Below are 15317 nucleotides of genomic sequence, written 5' to 3'. Positions count from 1 at the left end.
CAGTTCGACGGTTTGACCAACAAAAGAGCCTCCATTCCACAGGAGCCTGAATGAAAGACTTCAACAAAGTCCGCATCGCCATCGCCAGCCCGGAGAAGATCCGCGAATGGTCGTTCGGCGAGGTCGAAAAGCCTGAAACCATCAACTACCGCACCCTGAAGCCCGAGCGCGAAGGTCTGTTCGACGAGCGCATCTTTGGGCCGATCAAGGACTACGAGTGCGCCTGCGGCAAGTACAAGCGCCAGCGATACGAGGGTAAGGTCTGCGAGCGCTGCGGCGTCGAAGTGACCTCCAGCAAGGTGCGCCGCTACCGCATGGGTCACATCGACCTCGCGACCCCTGCCGCGCACATCTGGTACGTCAAGGACAGCCCCAGCAAGATCGGCACCCTGCTCGACCTGAGCGCCGGGCAACTCGAAAAGGTGCTGTACTTCAGCTCCTTTATCGTGACCAAGCCTTTCAACGCGCAGAAAGACGGGCGGCCCCTCAAGCGCGGCGAACTGCTGAGCGACGACGAGTACCGCGAACTGCGCTTTGGGCGGCAGGAAACCTACACCATCCCCAACAGCGTCGAAGACGTGGAAATCCGCGACGGCGAGTACGTCACCCGTGGACAGATTCTGGGCGGCAACGTGGTGTCCAAGATGGACGGCCTCGCGCAGTACCGTTTCCCCCGCCGCGCCGTGATTGCTTACAGCGAAGGCGTGGAAGCCAGCCTGCCGCTGCCCGCCGATACGTTGGTCGAGCAGGAAACCTTCCGCGCCGGTGAAATCCTGGCCGAACTCGAACAGGACGTGCAGATCACCGCGCCGGTGGCCGGCACCGTGTTCATGCACGACCTCGGCGAAGACTCGGTGATGATCGAACTGCGCGAAGGCGTGGAAGCGAACGACAGCGACGAGGAAGAAGCCGCCGACCCCATTCGCGGTGAAGTGCTGGCCCGCGTGTACGTGCCCCACGGCATGAACGTGCAGGTGGCCGAAGGCGAAGTCATCGAAGCCGGCGCGCTTCTGGCCGACGCCAGCGAAGGCGCCCGCCTGCGCGTGAGCCGTGACAGCAACCTCAGCGGCGTGACCTTCCCCAAGAAGAAGGGCGACGTGACCGTGACCGCGCACTGGACCCGCCGGGTGGAGTACCCCATCGACCCCACCATGCACGTGCTCGTCGGTGACGGCAGCGAAGTAACGAAGGGCCAGCGCGTGATCGGCGCGATTGACAAGGAAGAAGAAGTCATCGCGGAAGCCGACGGCGTCATCACCCTGCACCAGCCCGCCAGCATTCTGGTGAGCAAGGCCAAGGTCTACGCCTACGACGACGAGCCGCTGGTGGTCAACGGTGACCGTGTGGAACCCGGCGACGAACTCGCCGACGACGGCAACCTGCGCAGCGAAATCTCGGGCCGCATCGAACTCGACCTCGTGCGTAAGCAGGTGCGCGTCATCGAGTCCTACGACTTCGAAGCCAAGATGGGCGCCGAAGCCGTCAAGGAACTGCTCGACGAACTCAACCTCGACGAACTCGAAACCGAGCTCAACGAGCAGATGAAGGACAACAGCCGCCACAAGCGCGCCAAGGCCCGCAAGCGGCTGGAAGTCACCCGCTCCTTCAAGGCGAGCGGCAACAACCCCTCGTGGATGATTCTCGGCACCGTGCCGGTGATGCCACCAGACCTGCGCCCGATGGTGCAGGTGGACGGCGGGCGCTTTGCGACTTCCGACCTCAACGACCTGTACCGCCGCCTGATCAACCGCAACAACCGCCTCAAGAAGCTGATGAGCCAGGGTGCGCCCGACATGATCATCCGCAACGAAAAGCGCATGTTGCAAGAAGCGGTGGACGCCCTGATCGACAACGGTCGCCGCGGCAGCCCCGTGACCAACCCCGGCAGTGACCGCAGCCTGCGCTCGCTGACCGACCTGCTCGGCGGCAAGCAGGGCCGCTTCCGCCAGAACCTGCTCGGCAAGCGTGTGGACTACTCGGGCCGCTCGGTCATCGTGGTCGGCCCGCAGCTCAAGCTGCACCAGTGTGGGGTGCCCAAGCGCATGGCGCTCGAACTCTTCAAGCCCTTCTTGTTCAAGGTGCTCGAAGAGAAGGGCGAAGTCACCAACATCAAGCAGGCCCGCAAGATGCTCGAACGCTACCGCGACACCCGCGACAGCGTGTGGGACGCCCTCGAAGAAGTGATCGAGGACAAGGTCGTGCTGCTCAACCGCGCGCCGACGCTGCACCGTCTGGGCATTCAGGCGTTCGAGCCGGTGCTGGTCGAAGGCCAGAGCATCCAGCTGCACCCGCTCGTCTGTGAAGCCTTTAACGCCGACTTCGACGGCGACCAGATGGCGATTCACGTCCCGCTCTCGGCGCAGGCGCAGGCCGAAGCCCGCATTCAGATGCTGGCCTCGCACAACCTGCTCTCCCCCGCCAACGGCGAGCCGAACGTCAAGCCCAGCCGCGACATCATCCTCGGCATCTTCACCCTGACCCAGCTGCGGCGCGACAACCTTGGCGCGGGCACCGAGTACGCCAGCGAAGCCGACGCGCTCGCGGCCTTCGACGAAGGCAAGCTCAGCCTCAACAGCCCGGTCATGGTCAACGGCGTTGAGACCAGCCCCGGTCGCCTGCGCTACACCTTCTCCAACCCCGACGAAGCGCTCCACGCCGTCGAACAGGGCGAGATCGACCACCAGGACCACGTGCGGATTCGTCTGAACGGTCAGGTGTACGAAACCAGCGCCGGGCGCGTGCAGTTCCGCCGCATGGTGCAAGAAGCGCTGGGCGCTCAGGGCGGCCTGATCGACACCCTGGTCGACCTCGAAACCACCTACGAGAAGGACGCCCTCAAGGACATGGTCATGGCGTGCTTCAAGCACCTCGGCATTGAAGCGACCGCCGGGCTGCTCGACGGCCTCAAGGAAGGCGGCTTCAAGCTGTCGACCACCTCGGGCATCACCATCGGCATCGACGACATCGTGCTGCCGCCCAACAAGGGTGAACTGCTGGCCGAAGCCGACCAGATGCTCGCCGAGATCGAGCAGAACTTCGAGTTCGGCTTCATGACCGAGGAAGAGCGCTACAAGCAGGTCGTGCAGCTGTGGAACAACACCACCGACGCCGTGAAGGACGCCGTGTTCGAGAACTTCTCGAAGAACTACCCCTTCAACCCGCTGTGGATCATGAGCCAGTCGGGGGCGCGCGGGAACCCGCAGCAGATTCGTCAGCTTGCTGGGATGCGCGGCCTGATGGCCCGCCCGGACGGCTCGACCATCGAAGTGCCGATTCGCGCCAGCTTCCGCGAAGGCCTGACCGTGCTGGAGTACTTCATCTCCACCCACGGCGCCCGTAAGGGTGGGGCCGACACCGCGCTGCGTACCGCCGACTCGGGCTACCTGACCCGCAAGCTGGTGGACGTGGCCCACGAAGTCGTCGTGCGTGACGTGGACTGCGGCAGCACCGACTCCACCGTGATGCCGCTGGGTGCGACCGACGAGCGCACCGGCGAATGGCGCAGCCGCAAGGGCAGCGAAATCGAAACCAGCATCTATGGCCGCACCCTGACCGCCGACGTTGAGTTCAGCGACGGGCGCGTGATTCCCGAAGGCGAAATGCTCTCGATGGAAGATGTGAAGGCGATTGCCAAGGACGCCAAGCACATCGGCGAAGTGTTTGTCCGCACGCCACTCAACTGCCGCGTCAAGGCGGGCGTGTGCCAGAAGTGCTACGGCTACGACCTCTCGCAAGCCAAGCCCGTGAGCATGGGCGAAGCGGTGGGCGTGGTGGCCGCCGAATCCATCGGCGAACCCGGCACGCAGCTCACCATGCGCACCTTCCACACCGGCGGGATCGCGGGCGGCGGCGACATCACGATGGGTCTGCCCCGCGTGATCGAGCTGTTCGAAGCGCGCAAGCCCAAGACCCAGGCCGTGGTCGCCGACCGCGATGGCGTGATCCGCATTGAAGAGGAAGAAGAGCGTTACCTCGTGCGTATCGAAGCCGACGACGAGCAGTACTCCTCCAAGACCGCCACCAAGGTGCCCCGCGTGCTGCGCATGACGGTCAAGGACGGCGAGCGCGTAGAAGCCGGGCAGCCGATCACCCGCGGCGCGGTCAACCCGCACGACCTGCTGATGTACAAGGACACCGACGCCGCCCAGCGCTACCTGGTGGAAGAAGTGCAGCGCGTGTACCGCTCGCAGGGCGTGAAGGTCCACGACAAGCACATCGAAGTGATCGTGCGCCAGATGCTGCGCTGGGTCGAAGTGACTGACGGCGGCGACACCACGCTGCTCGAAGGGCAGACCGTGGAGCACTGGGAAGTCGATCAGGCCAACGAGGCGCTGGCAGAAGGCCAGACCCCCGCGAGCTGGAAGCCGGTGCTGCTCGGCATCACCAAGAGCAGCCTGACCACCAAGTCGTGGCTCTCCGCCGCCTCCTTCCAGCACACCACCCACGTGCTGACCGAAGCCTCCATGCGCGGCCAGGTCGACGACCTGATCGGCCTGAAGGAAAACGTCATCCTCGGCAAGCTGATTCCGGCGGGCACCGGCCTGCTGACGGTCCGCGAAATGCAGGTGGCCGACGACCGCACCCTCGAGAAGTACGGCGAAGGCAGCACCTCCTCCGACGCCGTGACCGGCGGGCAGCGGTACGACGACACCCGCCCCGGCAGCAGCATCAACCCCGGCTACGGCGACTGAGCTGTAGCCCATAGAAAGACCCCCACTCGGAAACGGGTGGGGGCTTTTTTTGGTTGCTGCCGGCGTCAGCGCGAGTAGCGCTTTCCGTCGTAGTCGGTGAACACGCCGATGCCGTAGCTCACCTTGCGAACGCTGTTGAGCACCGCCGCGCCGTTCCAGGCCATGCCGGCGCTGGAGCCGCCGTCGAGCAGCAGGGCGTCGCGGGCGCCGAGGGCCTGCATCACCTGCCCCATCTGCCCGACGCTGAGTTTGGCGTGGGTGGTGACCAGCAGCAGGTCACGCGGCCCGGCGAGGCCGATGGCGCTGCGGGCCGCCTGCCCGAAGACGGCGGGGTCGCGGAAGACCGAACTGTAACGGTTCTGGACCACGCCGTCGCGCACAATCTCGGGGCCGGTGGCGATGACCGTTTCCATGCCTGCCCAACTCGTGTCGAGCACCCGTCCGAGCAGCCCGGTGCCGCCCTCCCGGATTTCGGCGCGGTTGTCGGGCGTAATCGCCAGCGCCGATGGAATGCGGCCCCAGGTGAGCAGCCGTCCATGCATCACGATGTCGCCTGCCGGGGCGTAGGTGCCGGGATGGAAATAACTGCCGTTGACCACGGCGCGCGCCCCACTGCGGGCAGCCAGGGCGCTGACGGTGGCGCCCGAGCCGCGTTTCAGGCCTTCTCCCGGCAGCACAGGCGTGACGAGCACACTGCGCCAGCGCAGGTCCACCCGCACGACCTGTACTGGAATACCCAGCGGCGTCACCTGCTGCAACGTGACGGGCGCGGCCACCGGGCGGGGCGGCACCGGCACCGCGACCTGCTGCGGCACCAGCACCCGCATCCCCGGCAGGATGTACCCGGTGCTGCCGAACCCGTTGAGCTCCCGCAACTGTTCGGGCGTCACGCCATACGTCTGCGCCAGCGTGCGGGCGTTGTCGCGCAGGCCGACGCGCACATAGCGGTGAATCAGCCGCGCCTCGGTGCCCGGCGGCAGGGAAGGCACGACGCGGGCAGGTGCCGGCGCCGCTGCCACCACTGACACCGCCGGCCCACGCAGCTTGAGCACCTGCCCTACCTCAATGGTCGTGCCGCTTAGGCCGTTGAGCCGCTGGAGCTGCTCCACCCGCAAGCCCACCTTCACGCCGATTTTCGCCAGGGTGTCGCCAGGGACCACGACGTAGGTGCCGGGCGCCGCTGCCGGCTTAGCGGGCGCGGCCTGAACCGGCGCGGGGCGGGCGGCTGCGGCCACCACCGGCTTGGGAGCCGTGAGACGTAACACCTGGCCGACAGCGATGGTGTTGTCCTTGAGCCCGTTAAGCCGCTGGAGCTGCTCGACCCGCAACCCCACGAACTTGCCGATGCTGGTCAGCGTGTCCCCGCGCCGCACGGTGTAGGTGGTCGGCGGCTGCGCGGGGCGAACGGGCGCTTTGGCAACGACTGTGGGCGCGGGCGGGGCAGTGAGCCGCAGCACCTGACCAATCTGGAGGGCGTCTCCTGTCAAGCCGTTGATGCGCCGGAGCTGCTCGACCCGCAGCCCCACCTTCACGCCGATTTTCGGCAGGGTGTCGCCCGGCTGGACCCGGTAGGTGGTCGGGGGCGCCGTGAGCCGCAGGACTTGCCCCACCGCGATGGTGTTGCCTTTGAGCCCGTTGAGCCGCTGGAGTTGCTCGACCCGCAGGCCCACGAATTTGCCGATGCTGGTCAGGGTGTCGCCGCGCCGCACGGTGTAGGTGGTGGGCGCCGGTTTCAATGCGGGCTTGACCGGCACAAGTTTGACGGGCGCAGGCTTGGCCGCGACGGGCGGGGCAGGCACCGGTTTGGCCGGCACGAGTTTGACAGGCGCGGGCGAGAGCTTGACGAGCGGCGTCACCCGCAGCACCTGCCCCACCTCGATGGTGGTGGAATGCAGTCCGTTGAGACGCTGAAGCTCTGCCACACTCAGCCCGTTTTGCAGGGCGATGCGGTAAAGCGTCTGCCCCGGCCGGACCACCACGGTCTGCGGAGCGGCGAGAGCGGACGCTGCGCTGGGCAGCAACAAAATGAAGGAAAGAAAAAGACAGCGCATGCGCCCCACCACTTGAACACGTCACCGTCAGCGGCGGATGAGGAAGGAGCAGCCGCGCGAGGTCAGCGCCCCGGCGTGCTGCCCGGAAAAAACGCCACGTGCCCCACCATGTAGGCGCAGCCGTACATGAACAAGGTGACCACCGGCAGCAGCTTCAGGCCCTTGCGGCGCTCGAGAAACTGCCCGCGAATCAGGCTTTCGATCAGCAGCAGGCTCAGCAGCGCGAAGCTCGCATAAAGCCAGTGCATTCCCTCCTGGGTGGGGTCGTAGGGCGTGCCGAACTTGGTCAGCCCGCCGCCCACGTCCACCGCGCTCGGCACCTTGCCGCCTCTCAGGGTCAGTAGAATGCCGGTCAAGGCGGGCACCAGAAAGGTCAGCCAGGTCAGCCGCACGCCGACGAGAAAGCTGGGGGTCACCGCGTCGCGCCGCAGCATCCAGAAGCTCCAGATGAACAGCAGCAGGCTCGCCAGGGCAAAGGGGTTGGGCGCCAGAAACGCCGCGTCGAAATTGAAACTGTAGCCGTGCAGGGCCCGCAGAAAGTCCATGACCCACAGCGTATCGCCCCCTGCGGGGAGGTGCGGCCCTGTGCCATGACTGCCACTCCCTCCCCATCTACGCCGCTGCCCAGTCCCGTAGAGTCTCGGTATGGACGTCGGTGGGCTTCTTCACAACTATGGCTGGCTGCTGGGGCTGTTCAGCATTCTCAATATCGTGTGTCTGGTGCACGCCGTCGTGACGCGGCAGGGCGCGCTGTGGATCGTATTTCTGGCGCTGAACCTCTTTCTGGGCGGGTTTATCGCCACGCTCTTTTACACCTTTATGGTGCTCGTGCCCAGTTTGCAGGGCAGCCGCCGGGCCGCGACCCAGGCGGTGCAGCGCGGCGTGGAGGCCATCAAACCGCTCGACGTGCGGGTGCGGGAAGCGCAGCAGGCCCTGGCCGAGAGCGACACCCTCGACCGCCGCGCGGAGCTGGCGAACCTGCAAGCCCGCGCCGGGCGGCCCGAGGAGGCGCAGGCGACCCTTGCCCCGCTGCTCAGCGGCATCTACGCCGACGACCCGGTGGTGCTGCTCAGCGCCGCGCAGCTCGACCTGGCCCAGGGCAACCCGGCGGGAGCCGAGGCGCGGCTGAGCCGGGTGGACCTGCGAACCAGCGCCGCGACCCGCACCCGCACGCTGACCCTGCTCGCGCTGGCGCAGGAGCAGCAGGGCGAACCCCAGGCCGACGCCACCTACCGCGAGGCGAGCGTGGGGGCCACCACCGAGGAACCCCGCGCCCGCCACGCCGCCTACCTGCTGCGTCAGGGCCGCCCCGAGGAGGCCCACGCCGTGCTCGATGCCCTGGCGAAGACCGAGCGTCAGGCCAGCCCGCTCTACCGCAAGCAGGAGCGCGAGTGGTTCGCGCTGGCGGCGGAGCTGCGGCGGCAGTTGCGCTGAGGGGCCTGATTCACCCGCTCTTCTCCTGAGCTCAGGCGCCGAGTACACTTGGTCATGCAACCCCTTCAAAAGCTGGCCGTGCTTGGGCTCACGCTGCTGGGAACCGCTGGAGCGGGAGGACAGGCCGCCCTGACGCCCGCCCTGCTCGCCGGTACCTGGCAGGGCACTGTCACTGAACCCGCCGCCGGCCTGAACTACGAGATGACCGCCCAGATCGCGGCACGACCCGACGCGCAGGGACGCTTTGCCAGCGTGCATTACACCAGCGGCGAGGGCTGCGACGTGGCGTGGTTCCTGCAAGGGCAGACGGCGCGGCAGTTGACAGTGCAGGAAAAGGTGCTGAGCGGCCCCTGCGTGGACGTGACGCTGCAACTCACCCTCGACCGCAGCGGCAAGCGTCCGGCGCTTCAGGTCACCAGCCATGACACGGGCGACGGCCTCGGCGGGCAGGCTCCCACCGTGACCCTGCAAGCCACCCTGGAAAGGCGCTGAGCTGTCACAGATGTAGGGGCAAGGCCACAAACGAAAGCCCCCGCCATCACTGACGGGGGCTTTACGGTCTTGCGATTACCAGCGGTCGTCGCGGCGGGGGCGGTCACCATAGGCGGGCGCGGGGGCTGCCTTGGTCACCACGATGTTCTTGGCCTGGGGGCCTTTGCCGTTCTGACCGGGTTCAATTTCGAACTCGACTTCGTCACCTTCGTTGAGCTTGCGGAAGCCCGAGGAGTTGATCGCGCTGTAGTGCGCGAATACATCGGCGCTGCCTTCCGTCTCGATAAAGCCGAAGCCTTTTTCCGCGTTGAACCACTTCACTCTTCCAGTTGCCATCTCAAATCTCCTTGCTCTCACCAACAAAAGGCCACATGCCGCTGTTGCTCTTTTCCCGGCATGTCCCTTCAAGTTCTCTGCTGGTGTTGAACGAGAGGCAAGATAGGGGCCACCGCCACCAACAATCGAAACTCGGCACACATTTGGCCGGCGCTTGGACAGAGTCTAAAGATTCGGGGCCTTCTCTGCCCCGAGCAGAACGCGGAGAACACGAAAAAGCCCGCCTCCGGATGGGAAGCGGGCCTTCATGCGGATAGGCTCAGACGCTGATTTCAGCGAAGCGGGCGTTCTCGCGGATAAAGTCCTTGCGCGGCGCGACTTCCGAACCCATCAGCGCGTCGAAAATCTCGTTGGCGATGATGAGGTCGTCGATGCTCACACGCTTGAGCACGCGCGTTTCGGGGTTCATGGTGGTTTCCCACAGCTGCTCGGCGTTCATTTCGCCGAGGCCCTTGAAGCGCTGAATCTCGTACTTCTTGCCGGCCTTGACGGCGTCAGCGACGTGCTCCTTGAGCTCTTCATTGGTGAACAGGTACACGCCCTTGTTGTTCTTGGTCTGGGCGCCCACCGTGATCTTGTAGAGCGGCGGCTGCGCGATGTAGAGGTGCCCCTGCTCGACGATGGGGCGCATGAAGCGGAAGAAAAAGGTGAGCAGCAGCGTGGTGATGTGCCCGCCGTCCATGTCGGCGTCGGTCATGATCACGATCTTGTGGTAGCGCAGGTTCTCGAGGTCGAAGCGCATTTCCTCGCCCTTGCCGTCGAAGCCCGCGCCGATGGCCCCGATCAGCGAGCGGATTTCGGCGTTCTTGAGAATCTTGTTCAGCTCGGCCTTTTCCACGTTCAGGATCTTGCCGCGCAGGGGCAAAATCGCCTGGAAGCGCCGTTCGCGTCCGCCCTTGGCCGAGCCGCCTGCCGAGTTGCCTTCCACGATGAACAGTTCGGACTCGGCGGGGTCTTGCGAGGAGCAGTCGGCGAGCTTACCGGGCAGGTCATCGTTTTCGAGCGGGTTGGAGCGCCGCACGATGTCGCGGGCCTTGCGGGCGGCGTCGCGGGCGCGGGCAGCCTCGGCGGCTTTTTCCACGATGGTCTTGCCGATCTTGGGATTTTCCTCGAGGAACTGCGCGAACTTCTCGCCCACGATGGCGTTGACGGCCGTCTGCGCCTCACTGTTGAGCAGCTTGACCTTGGCCTGCGACTCGAACTGCGGGTCGCCCACCTTGACGCTCACCACGCAGTAGATGCCTTCGAGCAGGTCGTCGCCGCTCGGCACCGGATTGCCGGCCTTGATGAGGTTCTTGTCCTTGGCGTACTTGTTGAGCACGCGGGTGTACGCCGTCTTGAAGCCGGTCAGCGGGGTGCCGCCGTCGCGGGTGCGGATCATGTTGGCGTAGGTCAGGATGTTGTCGCTGGCGTAGGTGTTGGCGTGGATAAACGCCACCTCGACTTCGACCTCGGCGTGGGTGCCGCGCATGACCACCGGCTGGTCGTAGAGCAGCTTGGTGTCGTCGGTGACCAGGGCGCGGGCGAAGTTGGCGATGCCGCCCTTCTCGTGGAAGACCTCTTCCTTGATTTCGCCGCCGTGCAGTTCGGTGCGCTCGTCACGGATGACGATTTTCAGGCCCGTCAGGTAGGCGAGTTCGCGCAGACGGTTGCGGATACGCAGGTAGTCGAACTGGTTGTCGAACTCCTTGAAGATGGTGGGGTCGGGGTGAAAGCTGACCTTGGTGGACCACTTCACGTCTTTCGGGGTGGCGCCGAGCACTTCGAGCGGCTGCACGAGCACGCCCCGCTCAAAGCGGATGTGGTGCAACTGCTTGTGCTTGTTCACGGTCACGTCGAGGTAGGTCGAGAGTGCGTTGACCACCGTGGAGCCCACGCCGTGCAACCCGCCCGACACCTTGTAGGCGCCCTGACCGAACTTGCCGCCCGCGTGCAGCTCGGAGAAAATCACTTCGATGGCGGGGCGGCCCTTGGACTTCATGATGTCCACGGGAATGCCGCGTCCGTCGTCGGTGACAGTGGCGGAGCCGTCAGCGTGCAGCACAATCTGGATTTCGCCGGCGAAGCCCGCGAGCCCCTCGTCGATGCCGTTGTCGATGATTTCGGTCAGCAGTTGGTGATAGCCGTCGATGCCGGTGCCGCCCTGCACGTACATGCCGGGGCGTTTGCGCACGGCGTCCATGCCTTCGAGGACACTGATCTGGTCGGCGTTGTAGTCGTCGGCGGTGCCCGCCGCATGGGAAAAGCTCATCTGCTCATTGGGTTCGTTCTGGGCCGGCTTCCGATCGGTCTGGTTCTGCTCAGGCTGATCAAGCTCGGTCTGGCCCTGGAACTGGTCATCACTCTGGGTCATGGTTCTCCTCAAAAAGCCGCCCCTCTGGGGCGGGCCGCCTGTCGGGGCGGAGAGAGCTTATGGTGGCCGGACCACGCACTGTCAAGGCTCCGGCGGTGCACGTAATATAGCGCTTGACACGAAAAATATCAATCTTATTACGTCTCTTACAGAATGAACTCGGACGGTTTCTGAGCCTCAAACTTCGGTGCAGTGAGGCTTTTAGGCCGGCCCCCGGCTGGGGGAAGGGGGCATAAAGCCTGGGGGCCTTTCGCCACCTGCCGGGAAAGGTCAAAATGGGACAGCGATGCGCTGCCAGAACCTGACCATGTCCCTGACGGGCCGCCTGCTCCTGCTGGGTGGCCTCGGCCTCGGCGGCCTGGGGGCCGCGCAGACTGCTCCGGCGACCTCCCCGCCCGCGACGACCGACTCGGCCTTGAGTGCCCCAGCAGAGAACAGCCAGGGGAATGCCGGCCAACTGGGGACAGCCTTGCCCCTGCCCAGGCCCGCGACAGCGCCTGCAACGCTGCTCGGCGGCGCAGGGAACACGCCCGCCCGTCAGGGGTCCCTCCTGGGGTCGAGCGGCGCGGTGTCCGGCTGCGCCCTGCCTCCCGGCCCGCTGCCCAGCCAGACGCGGGCGGTGTTTGTCCTCGACACCAGCGGCAGCATGCGCGGCATCGGGGACGGCAAAGCCGACATCTTCGACCGGGTCAAGGACAGCGTGGAGCAGTATGTGGACAGCGTTCATCCCGATCAGGTCAAGCTGATTACCTTCGACAGCGGCGTGCGCGGCGAGCGCAGTTATGACCTGCCCGCGCAGGCCACCGCGCTGCGCAGCGATCTGGACGGCCTGAAAGCCAACGGCAACAACACCTACCTCTACCGCTCCATGCACGCCGCGCTCAGCCCGCTGGCAGCGAGCGACCGCTACGTGACCAGCGTGTTTGTGATGACCGACGGCATCGACAACGACCCGCAGCCGCGCTACTCGGCGGAAGGGGCACTGTCGTCCTTTCAAGCGCGCGGCACGCTCGACACGCTGGCGTATATCGCGCTGGGCAGCTCGATTCCCGACGACGCCAAAAATGCCCTCGCCGCCAGCGACTACGCCTCGGGCATGACGCTGCCCCCCGGTGAGGTGCCTGATCTGGTGGCCCTGAGCGGCGGGGTGCGGCTGGCAACCGTAACCGACCCGCAGCGGGTGCCCGCGCCCTTTGCCGACGGCACGCCGCTCTCGCTGGCCGCGCAAGACAGCCGGGTGGCCCTGGCCCGGCCCGACGCCACCGCCGGCAGCGCCGCATTGCAGGTGAGCAAAGACGTTCCCGCCGGCAGCGCGCGCTGCTGTGCGCTCCCCCGGCCCCCGACCCCAACGTGGTCGGCCCGCGCACCCGCCGCGTGCTGCTCAAGTTGCAAATGATGGACGGGGCCAAGGCGAGCGACGCCGCCGTGAGCACTGTGCCAGCCTCAGCGCCGGGAACGCCCCAGACACCGCCGGCAACCGGCACCACCACGACAACGACCAGCACCACGACCACCCAGACGACGGCACAGCCAGGCCAGCCGGCGACGCGGGCGTCCGACCTTGCCGGGCTGCTGTGGCTCAATCCCGGCGCCACCTCCCTCTCCCAGGGCCAGGAAACGGTGCTGCGCTACCGGGCGACCGGTGGGCTGCCGCTCGACGGCGCGCAACTGCTGCTGCCTGCGGGCCTGACCGGCTTTACTGCGGCGCTCGAAAGGCAGCCGGGGGCGAGCGAATTCGCCGTGCGGGTCCAGCGCAGCGCCGACTCGGCGAGCGACGCGGCCCTGGCGAACACGCTCCCTGGCGGGCTGCTGACCCCCCGCCTGCTGCTCCCTACCGGACAGGTCATCAACCTCACCCCGCTTCAGGTGGCGGGGCTGGCGAGTAGCGGCGCGGGGAACACGGTGCTGCCGGTCGGTCCTGCCAGCGGAGCGGCTCCAACCACCAACGGAACGACAGCAGGCACGACGACACCCAGTGCTGGCACGGATGGACAAACGACCACTCCCCCGACAGCGACCACGCAGAATCCGGCGACCCAGCCCCCGAATGTCCAAACCCCAAATGCACAGTCCACGAACACTCAGGCTCCCACCGACCAGAACACGGCGACTCAAGCTCCGCAGACCCAAAACTCGCAGGCTCAGAATGCTCAGACGCAGACGCAAACCCAGCGCTTCCCCTGGTGGATTCTGCTGCTGCTCGCGCTGCTGGGGCTGATCGCTTTGATCGTGCGGCGCGGAATGCAGGGCGCAACCGGCACAAAGACGATGGCGGCGGCGGCGGTCAAGGGCAACCGGCCCCCGCCCACCACGGTTCGCAACGCCCGCACGGTCATCGCTCCGGTGCCAGTGCCTGTGGCAGCCACCCCAGCGGCGCCCGCTGCGCCCAGCCGGGTCGAAGGCCTGCACTACCGCGACGACCGCACGCTGGCCCTCGTCGGGCTCGACGGCGAGGTGCGCGGGATTCCCACACCGCTCGCCGGGGCCTTCGACCTGGGGCAGGTGTCACGCGCCGCCGACCTGCGCGGGCTGCGGGCCGAGCAGGTGACGGGTGGGCTGGAACTTATCCAGATTCCCGACGACCTGCTCGTGGCTCAGAACACGCATCTGCTCGCGAGCGGCGACCTGGTGGTGCCCGGCACGCTGCTGAGCGTGATTCCCACGGCGGCGGGCGTCCGGTCCTCGCTCGGTTCGCTGACTGGCCTGGGCCGTCCGCTGATGCTGCGGGCCAACGGAGCGCAACTGGAAATCACCGGCCCCTATGGCGACCACCTGCTGTCGCTCACGCCCGGCATCCTCGACCTGGGCGAGACCCTGGAAGCCCCGGCGCTGCGCGGCCTGAAGCTAAGCACGCGCGGCTATCACATCATGCTGACTGACCTGCCGCAGGGCGTCACGCTGACGAACGCCGCCGATCAGACCCCTATCCGCGCCGGCATGTACCTCCCCGAGCGGACTGGGCTGCTGCTGCGCGGGCTGTGAGCCGACAAAGAAACACCCCTTCCCAGGTCAGGGAGGGGGCTTTTTCTTGGCGTGAATGAACCTAAAGCGTTTGAAAAAAGAATGGCCTTGCTCTTTTTGACCCTCTACCAAGGGGAGACTCGGAGAGCTGCGAAGCAGAGGGCCTGCCAAAGGCAGGGGTGAGGGGTCTTTCTCAAATGCTTCAGCCTTCCCCAGCAAGAAGCGCCAGCACGTCGTCGGGCATCCGGGAAGGGCGGTACTGGTGATCGGTGGCGATATGGTGGGTCTCCCCCGTTGCCAGCAGTTCGCGGGTGCCGTCGGCGCCTATGCGGTGCACCTCGTAAGCGAACTTGAGGGTGCGGCTGCGAATCTCGGTGATGCGGGTGGTGATGTCCAGGCGGTCGTCATAGCGGGCGGCGCGGCGGTACTGGACGTGCAGGCCGCTGAGCATCAGGTAATAGCCGCGCGTTTCCATCTCGGTGTAGGGCAGCCCGAGCGCGTGCATCAGCTCGGTGCGGGCCACCTCGAACCACACCGGGTAGGTCGCGTGGTGGGCCACCGCCATCGCGTCGGTCTCGGCGTAGCGGACCCGCAGCTCGGTGTGGTGTTCCTGTCCCCCGCCGCTCACCATGTGGACCCCGGCGCGGCGGGAAAGCGCTGGTCGTCGGCGGCATGAAATTCCAGGGTGGGGGTGCGGCGCATTCGTACGTGCGCGGACAGTTCACGCTGCAAGCGGCCCCGGGCGTGGGTCAGGGCGTCGAGCAACTCCGGCATGTCGGCTCCGATGGCACTCACGTACACCCGCGCCTGCCCATAGTCGGGGGTGACGTGCACGCGCTCGACGGTCACGATGAGGGGCACCCGGGGGTCGCGCAGCTCGGCGATGGCACTGCTCAGCACCCTGGACATCTGCGCCTGCACCTGTTCGGGCTTCATGAGTGGCCCCGGCGCGGCGAGAAAGAAAACGGCGACTTCATCCCTGCATCGTAGCGCCCGGAA

Annotated in this window: 11 protein-coding genes; 5 read left to right on the top strand and 6 right to left on the bottom strand. The window is 66.4% G+C overall.

From position 1 onward, the window contains the following. The first annotated feature begins 50 nt into the window (after window positions 1-50). Window positions 51-4691, top strand: a complete 4641-nt coding sequence (rpoC, locus tag DR_RS04710) for a DNA-directed RNA polymerase subunit beta' (protein ID WP_010887556.1) — start codon at window positions 51-53, stop codon at window positions 4689-4691. Between the two features lie 65 nt (window positions 4692-4756). Here rpoC and DR_RS04705 read toward each other — a convergent pair whose 3' ends face one another. Both DR_RS04705 and DR_RS04700 read right to left on the bottom strand, forming a co-directional pair. Then, window positions 4757-6715, bottom strand: a complete 1959-nt coding sequence (locus DR_RS04705) for a LysM peptidoglycan-binding domain-containing protein (protein ID WP_227086007.1) — start codon at window positions 6713-6715, stop codon at window positions 4757-4759. A gap of 89 nt (window positions 6716-6804) precedes the next feature. Further along, entirely contained in the window at window positions 6805-7287 is a 483-nt protein-coding gene (locus tag DR_RS04700; RefSeq protein WP_010887554.1) for a hypothetical protein, read from the bottom strand. 100 nt (window positions 7288-7387) lie between these two features. Between DR_RS04700 and DR_RS04695 the strand changes: the two genes are divergently transcribed. Both DR_RS04695 and DR_RS04690 read left to right on the top strand, forming a co-directional pair. After that, window positions 7388-8176: a hypothetical protein gene (locus DR_RS04695; protein WP_027479685.1), complete on the top strand. Its 789-nt coding sequence runs from the start codon at window positions 7388-7390 to the stop codon at window positions 8174-8176. A gap of 54 nt (window positions 8177-8230) precedes the next feature. Beyond that, on the top strand, window positions 8231-8668 hold the full coding sequence (locus DR_RS04690; protein WP_027479686.1) for a hypothetical protein: 438 nt from the start codon (window positions 8231-8233) through the stop codon (window positions 8666-8668). A 75-nt stretch (window positions 8669-8743) separates the two neighbouring features. Here DR_RS04690 and pprM read toward each other — a convergent pair whose 3' ends face one another. Both pprM and DR_RS04680 read right to left on the bottom strand, forming a co-directional pair. Continuing rightward, entirely contained in the window at window positions 8744-9004 is a 261-nt protein-coding gene (pprM, locus tag DR_RS04685; RefSeq protein WP_017869024.1) for a DNA damage response modulator PprM, read from the bottom strand. Between the two features lie 259 nt (window positions 9005-9263). Then, window positions 9264-11255, bottom strand: coding sequence for a DNA topoisomerase subunit B (locus tag DR_RS04680; protein ID WP_010887551.1), 1992 nt, complete (start codon window positions 11253-11255; stop codon window positions 9264-9266). A gap of 409 nt (window positions 11256-11664) precedes the next feature. Between DR_RS04680 and DR_RS04675 the strand changes: the two genes are divergently transcribed. Together DR_RS04675 and DR_RS04670 are read left to right on the top strand one after the other, a co-directional pair. Continuing rightward, a complete protein-coding gene (locus DR_RS04675) occupies window positions 11665-12753 on the top strand; it encodes a vWA domain-containing protein (RefSeq protein ID WP_164927950.1) in 1089 nt (362 codons plus the stop codon). Further along, window positions 12708-14339, top strand: coding sequence for a hypothetical protein (locus DR_RS04670; protein WP_164927949.1), 1632 nt, complete (start codon window positions 12708-12710; stop codon window positions 14337-14339). Before DR_RS04675 ends, DR_RS04670 begins: the two co-directional genes overlap by 46 nt. Window positions 14340-14520: 181 nt before the next feature. On the opposite strand, the gene DR_RS04665 is transcribed toward DR_RS04670, so the two are convergent. Next, window positions 14521-14949, bottom strand: a complete 429-nt coding sequence (locus tag DR_RS04665) for an acyl-CoA thioesterase (RefSeq protein ID WP_010887547.1) — start codon at window positions 14947-14949, stop codon at window positions 14521-14523. Beyond that, window positions 14943-15254 carry a ribosome-binding factor A gene (locus DR_RS04660; protein WP_034349642.1) on the bottom strand — a complete coding sequence of 104 codons (312 nt, stop codon included), beginning with the start codon at window positions 15252-15254 and terminating at the stop codon, window positions 14943-14945. Before DR_RS04660 ends, DR_RS04665 begins: the two co-directional genes overlap by 7 nt. Window positions 15255-15317 lie beyond the last annotated feature (63 nt).

Origin of the sequence: Deinococcus radiodurans R1 = ATCC 13939 = DSM 20539 (assembly GCF_000008565.1) — a bacterium.
Taxonomy (GTDB): domain Bacteria; phylum Deinococcota; class Deinococci; order Deinococcales; family Deinococcaceae; genus Deinococcus; species Deinococcus radiodurans.
Note: the sequence above shows the minus strand (reverse complement) of the source record. Positions and strands in the feature narration are given on the sequence as shown.

Bases quoted from the DNA above. Each gene is read 5' to 3' on its own strand.
- rpoC (WP_010887556.1), top strand. From the start codon at position 51: ATGAAAGACTTCAACAAAGTCCGCATCGCCATCGCCAGCCCGGAGAAG.
- DR_RS04695 (WP_027479685.1), top strand. From the start codon at position 7,388: ATGGACGTCGGTGGGCTTCTTCACAACTATGGCTGGCTGCTGGGGCTG.
- DR_RS04665 (WP_010887547.1), bottom strand. From the start codon at position 14,949: ATGGTGAGCGGCGGGGGACAGGAACACCACACCGAGCTGCGGGTCCGC.
- DR_RS04675 (WP_164927950.1), top strand. From the start codon at position 11,665: ATGTCCCTGACGGGCCGCCTGCTCCTGCTGGGTGGCCTCGGCCTCGGC.
- pprM (WP_017869024.1), bottom strand. From the start codon at position 9,004: ATGGCAACTGGAAGAGTGAAGTGGTTCAACGCGGAAAAAGGCTTCGGC.
- DR_RS04690 (WP_027479686.1), top strand. From the start codon at position 8,231: ATGCAACCCCTTCAAAAGCTGGCCGTGCTTGGGCTCACGCTGCTGGGA.
- DR_RS04680 (WP_010887551.1), bottom strand. From the start codon at position 11,255: ATGAGCTTTTCCCATGCGGCGGGCACCGCCGACGACTACAACGCCGAC.
- DR_RS04700 (WP_010887554.1), bottom strand. From the start codon at position 7,287: ATGGACTTTCTGCGGGCCCTGCACGGCTACAGTTTCAATTTCGACGCG.
- DR_RS04660 (WP_034349642.1), bottom strand. From the start codon at position 15,254: ATGAAGCCCGAACAGGTGCAGGCGCAGATGTCCAGGGTGCTGAGCAGT.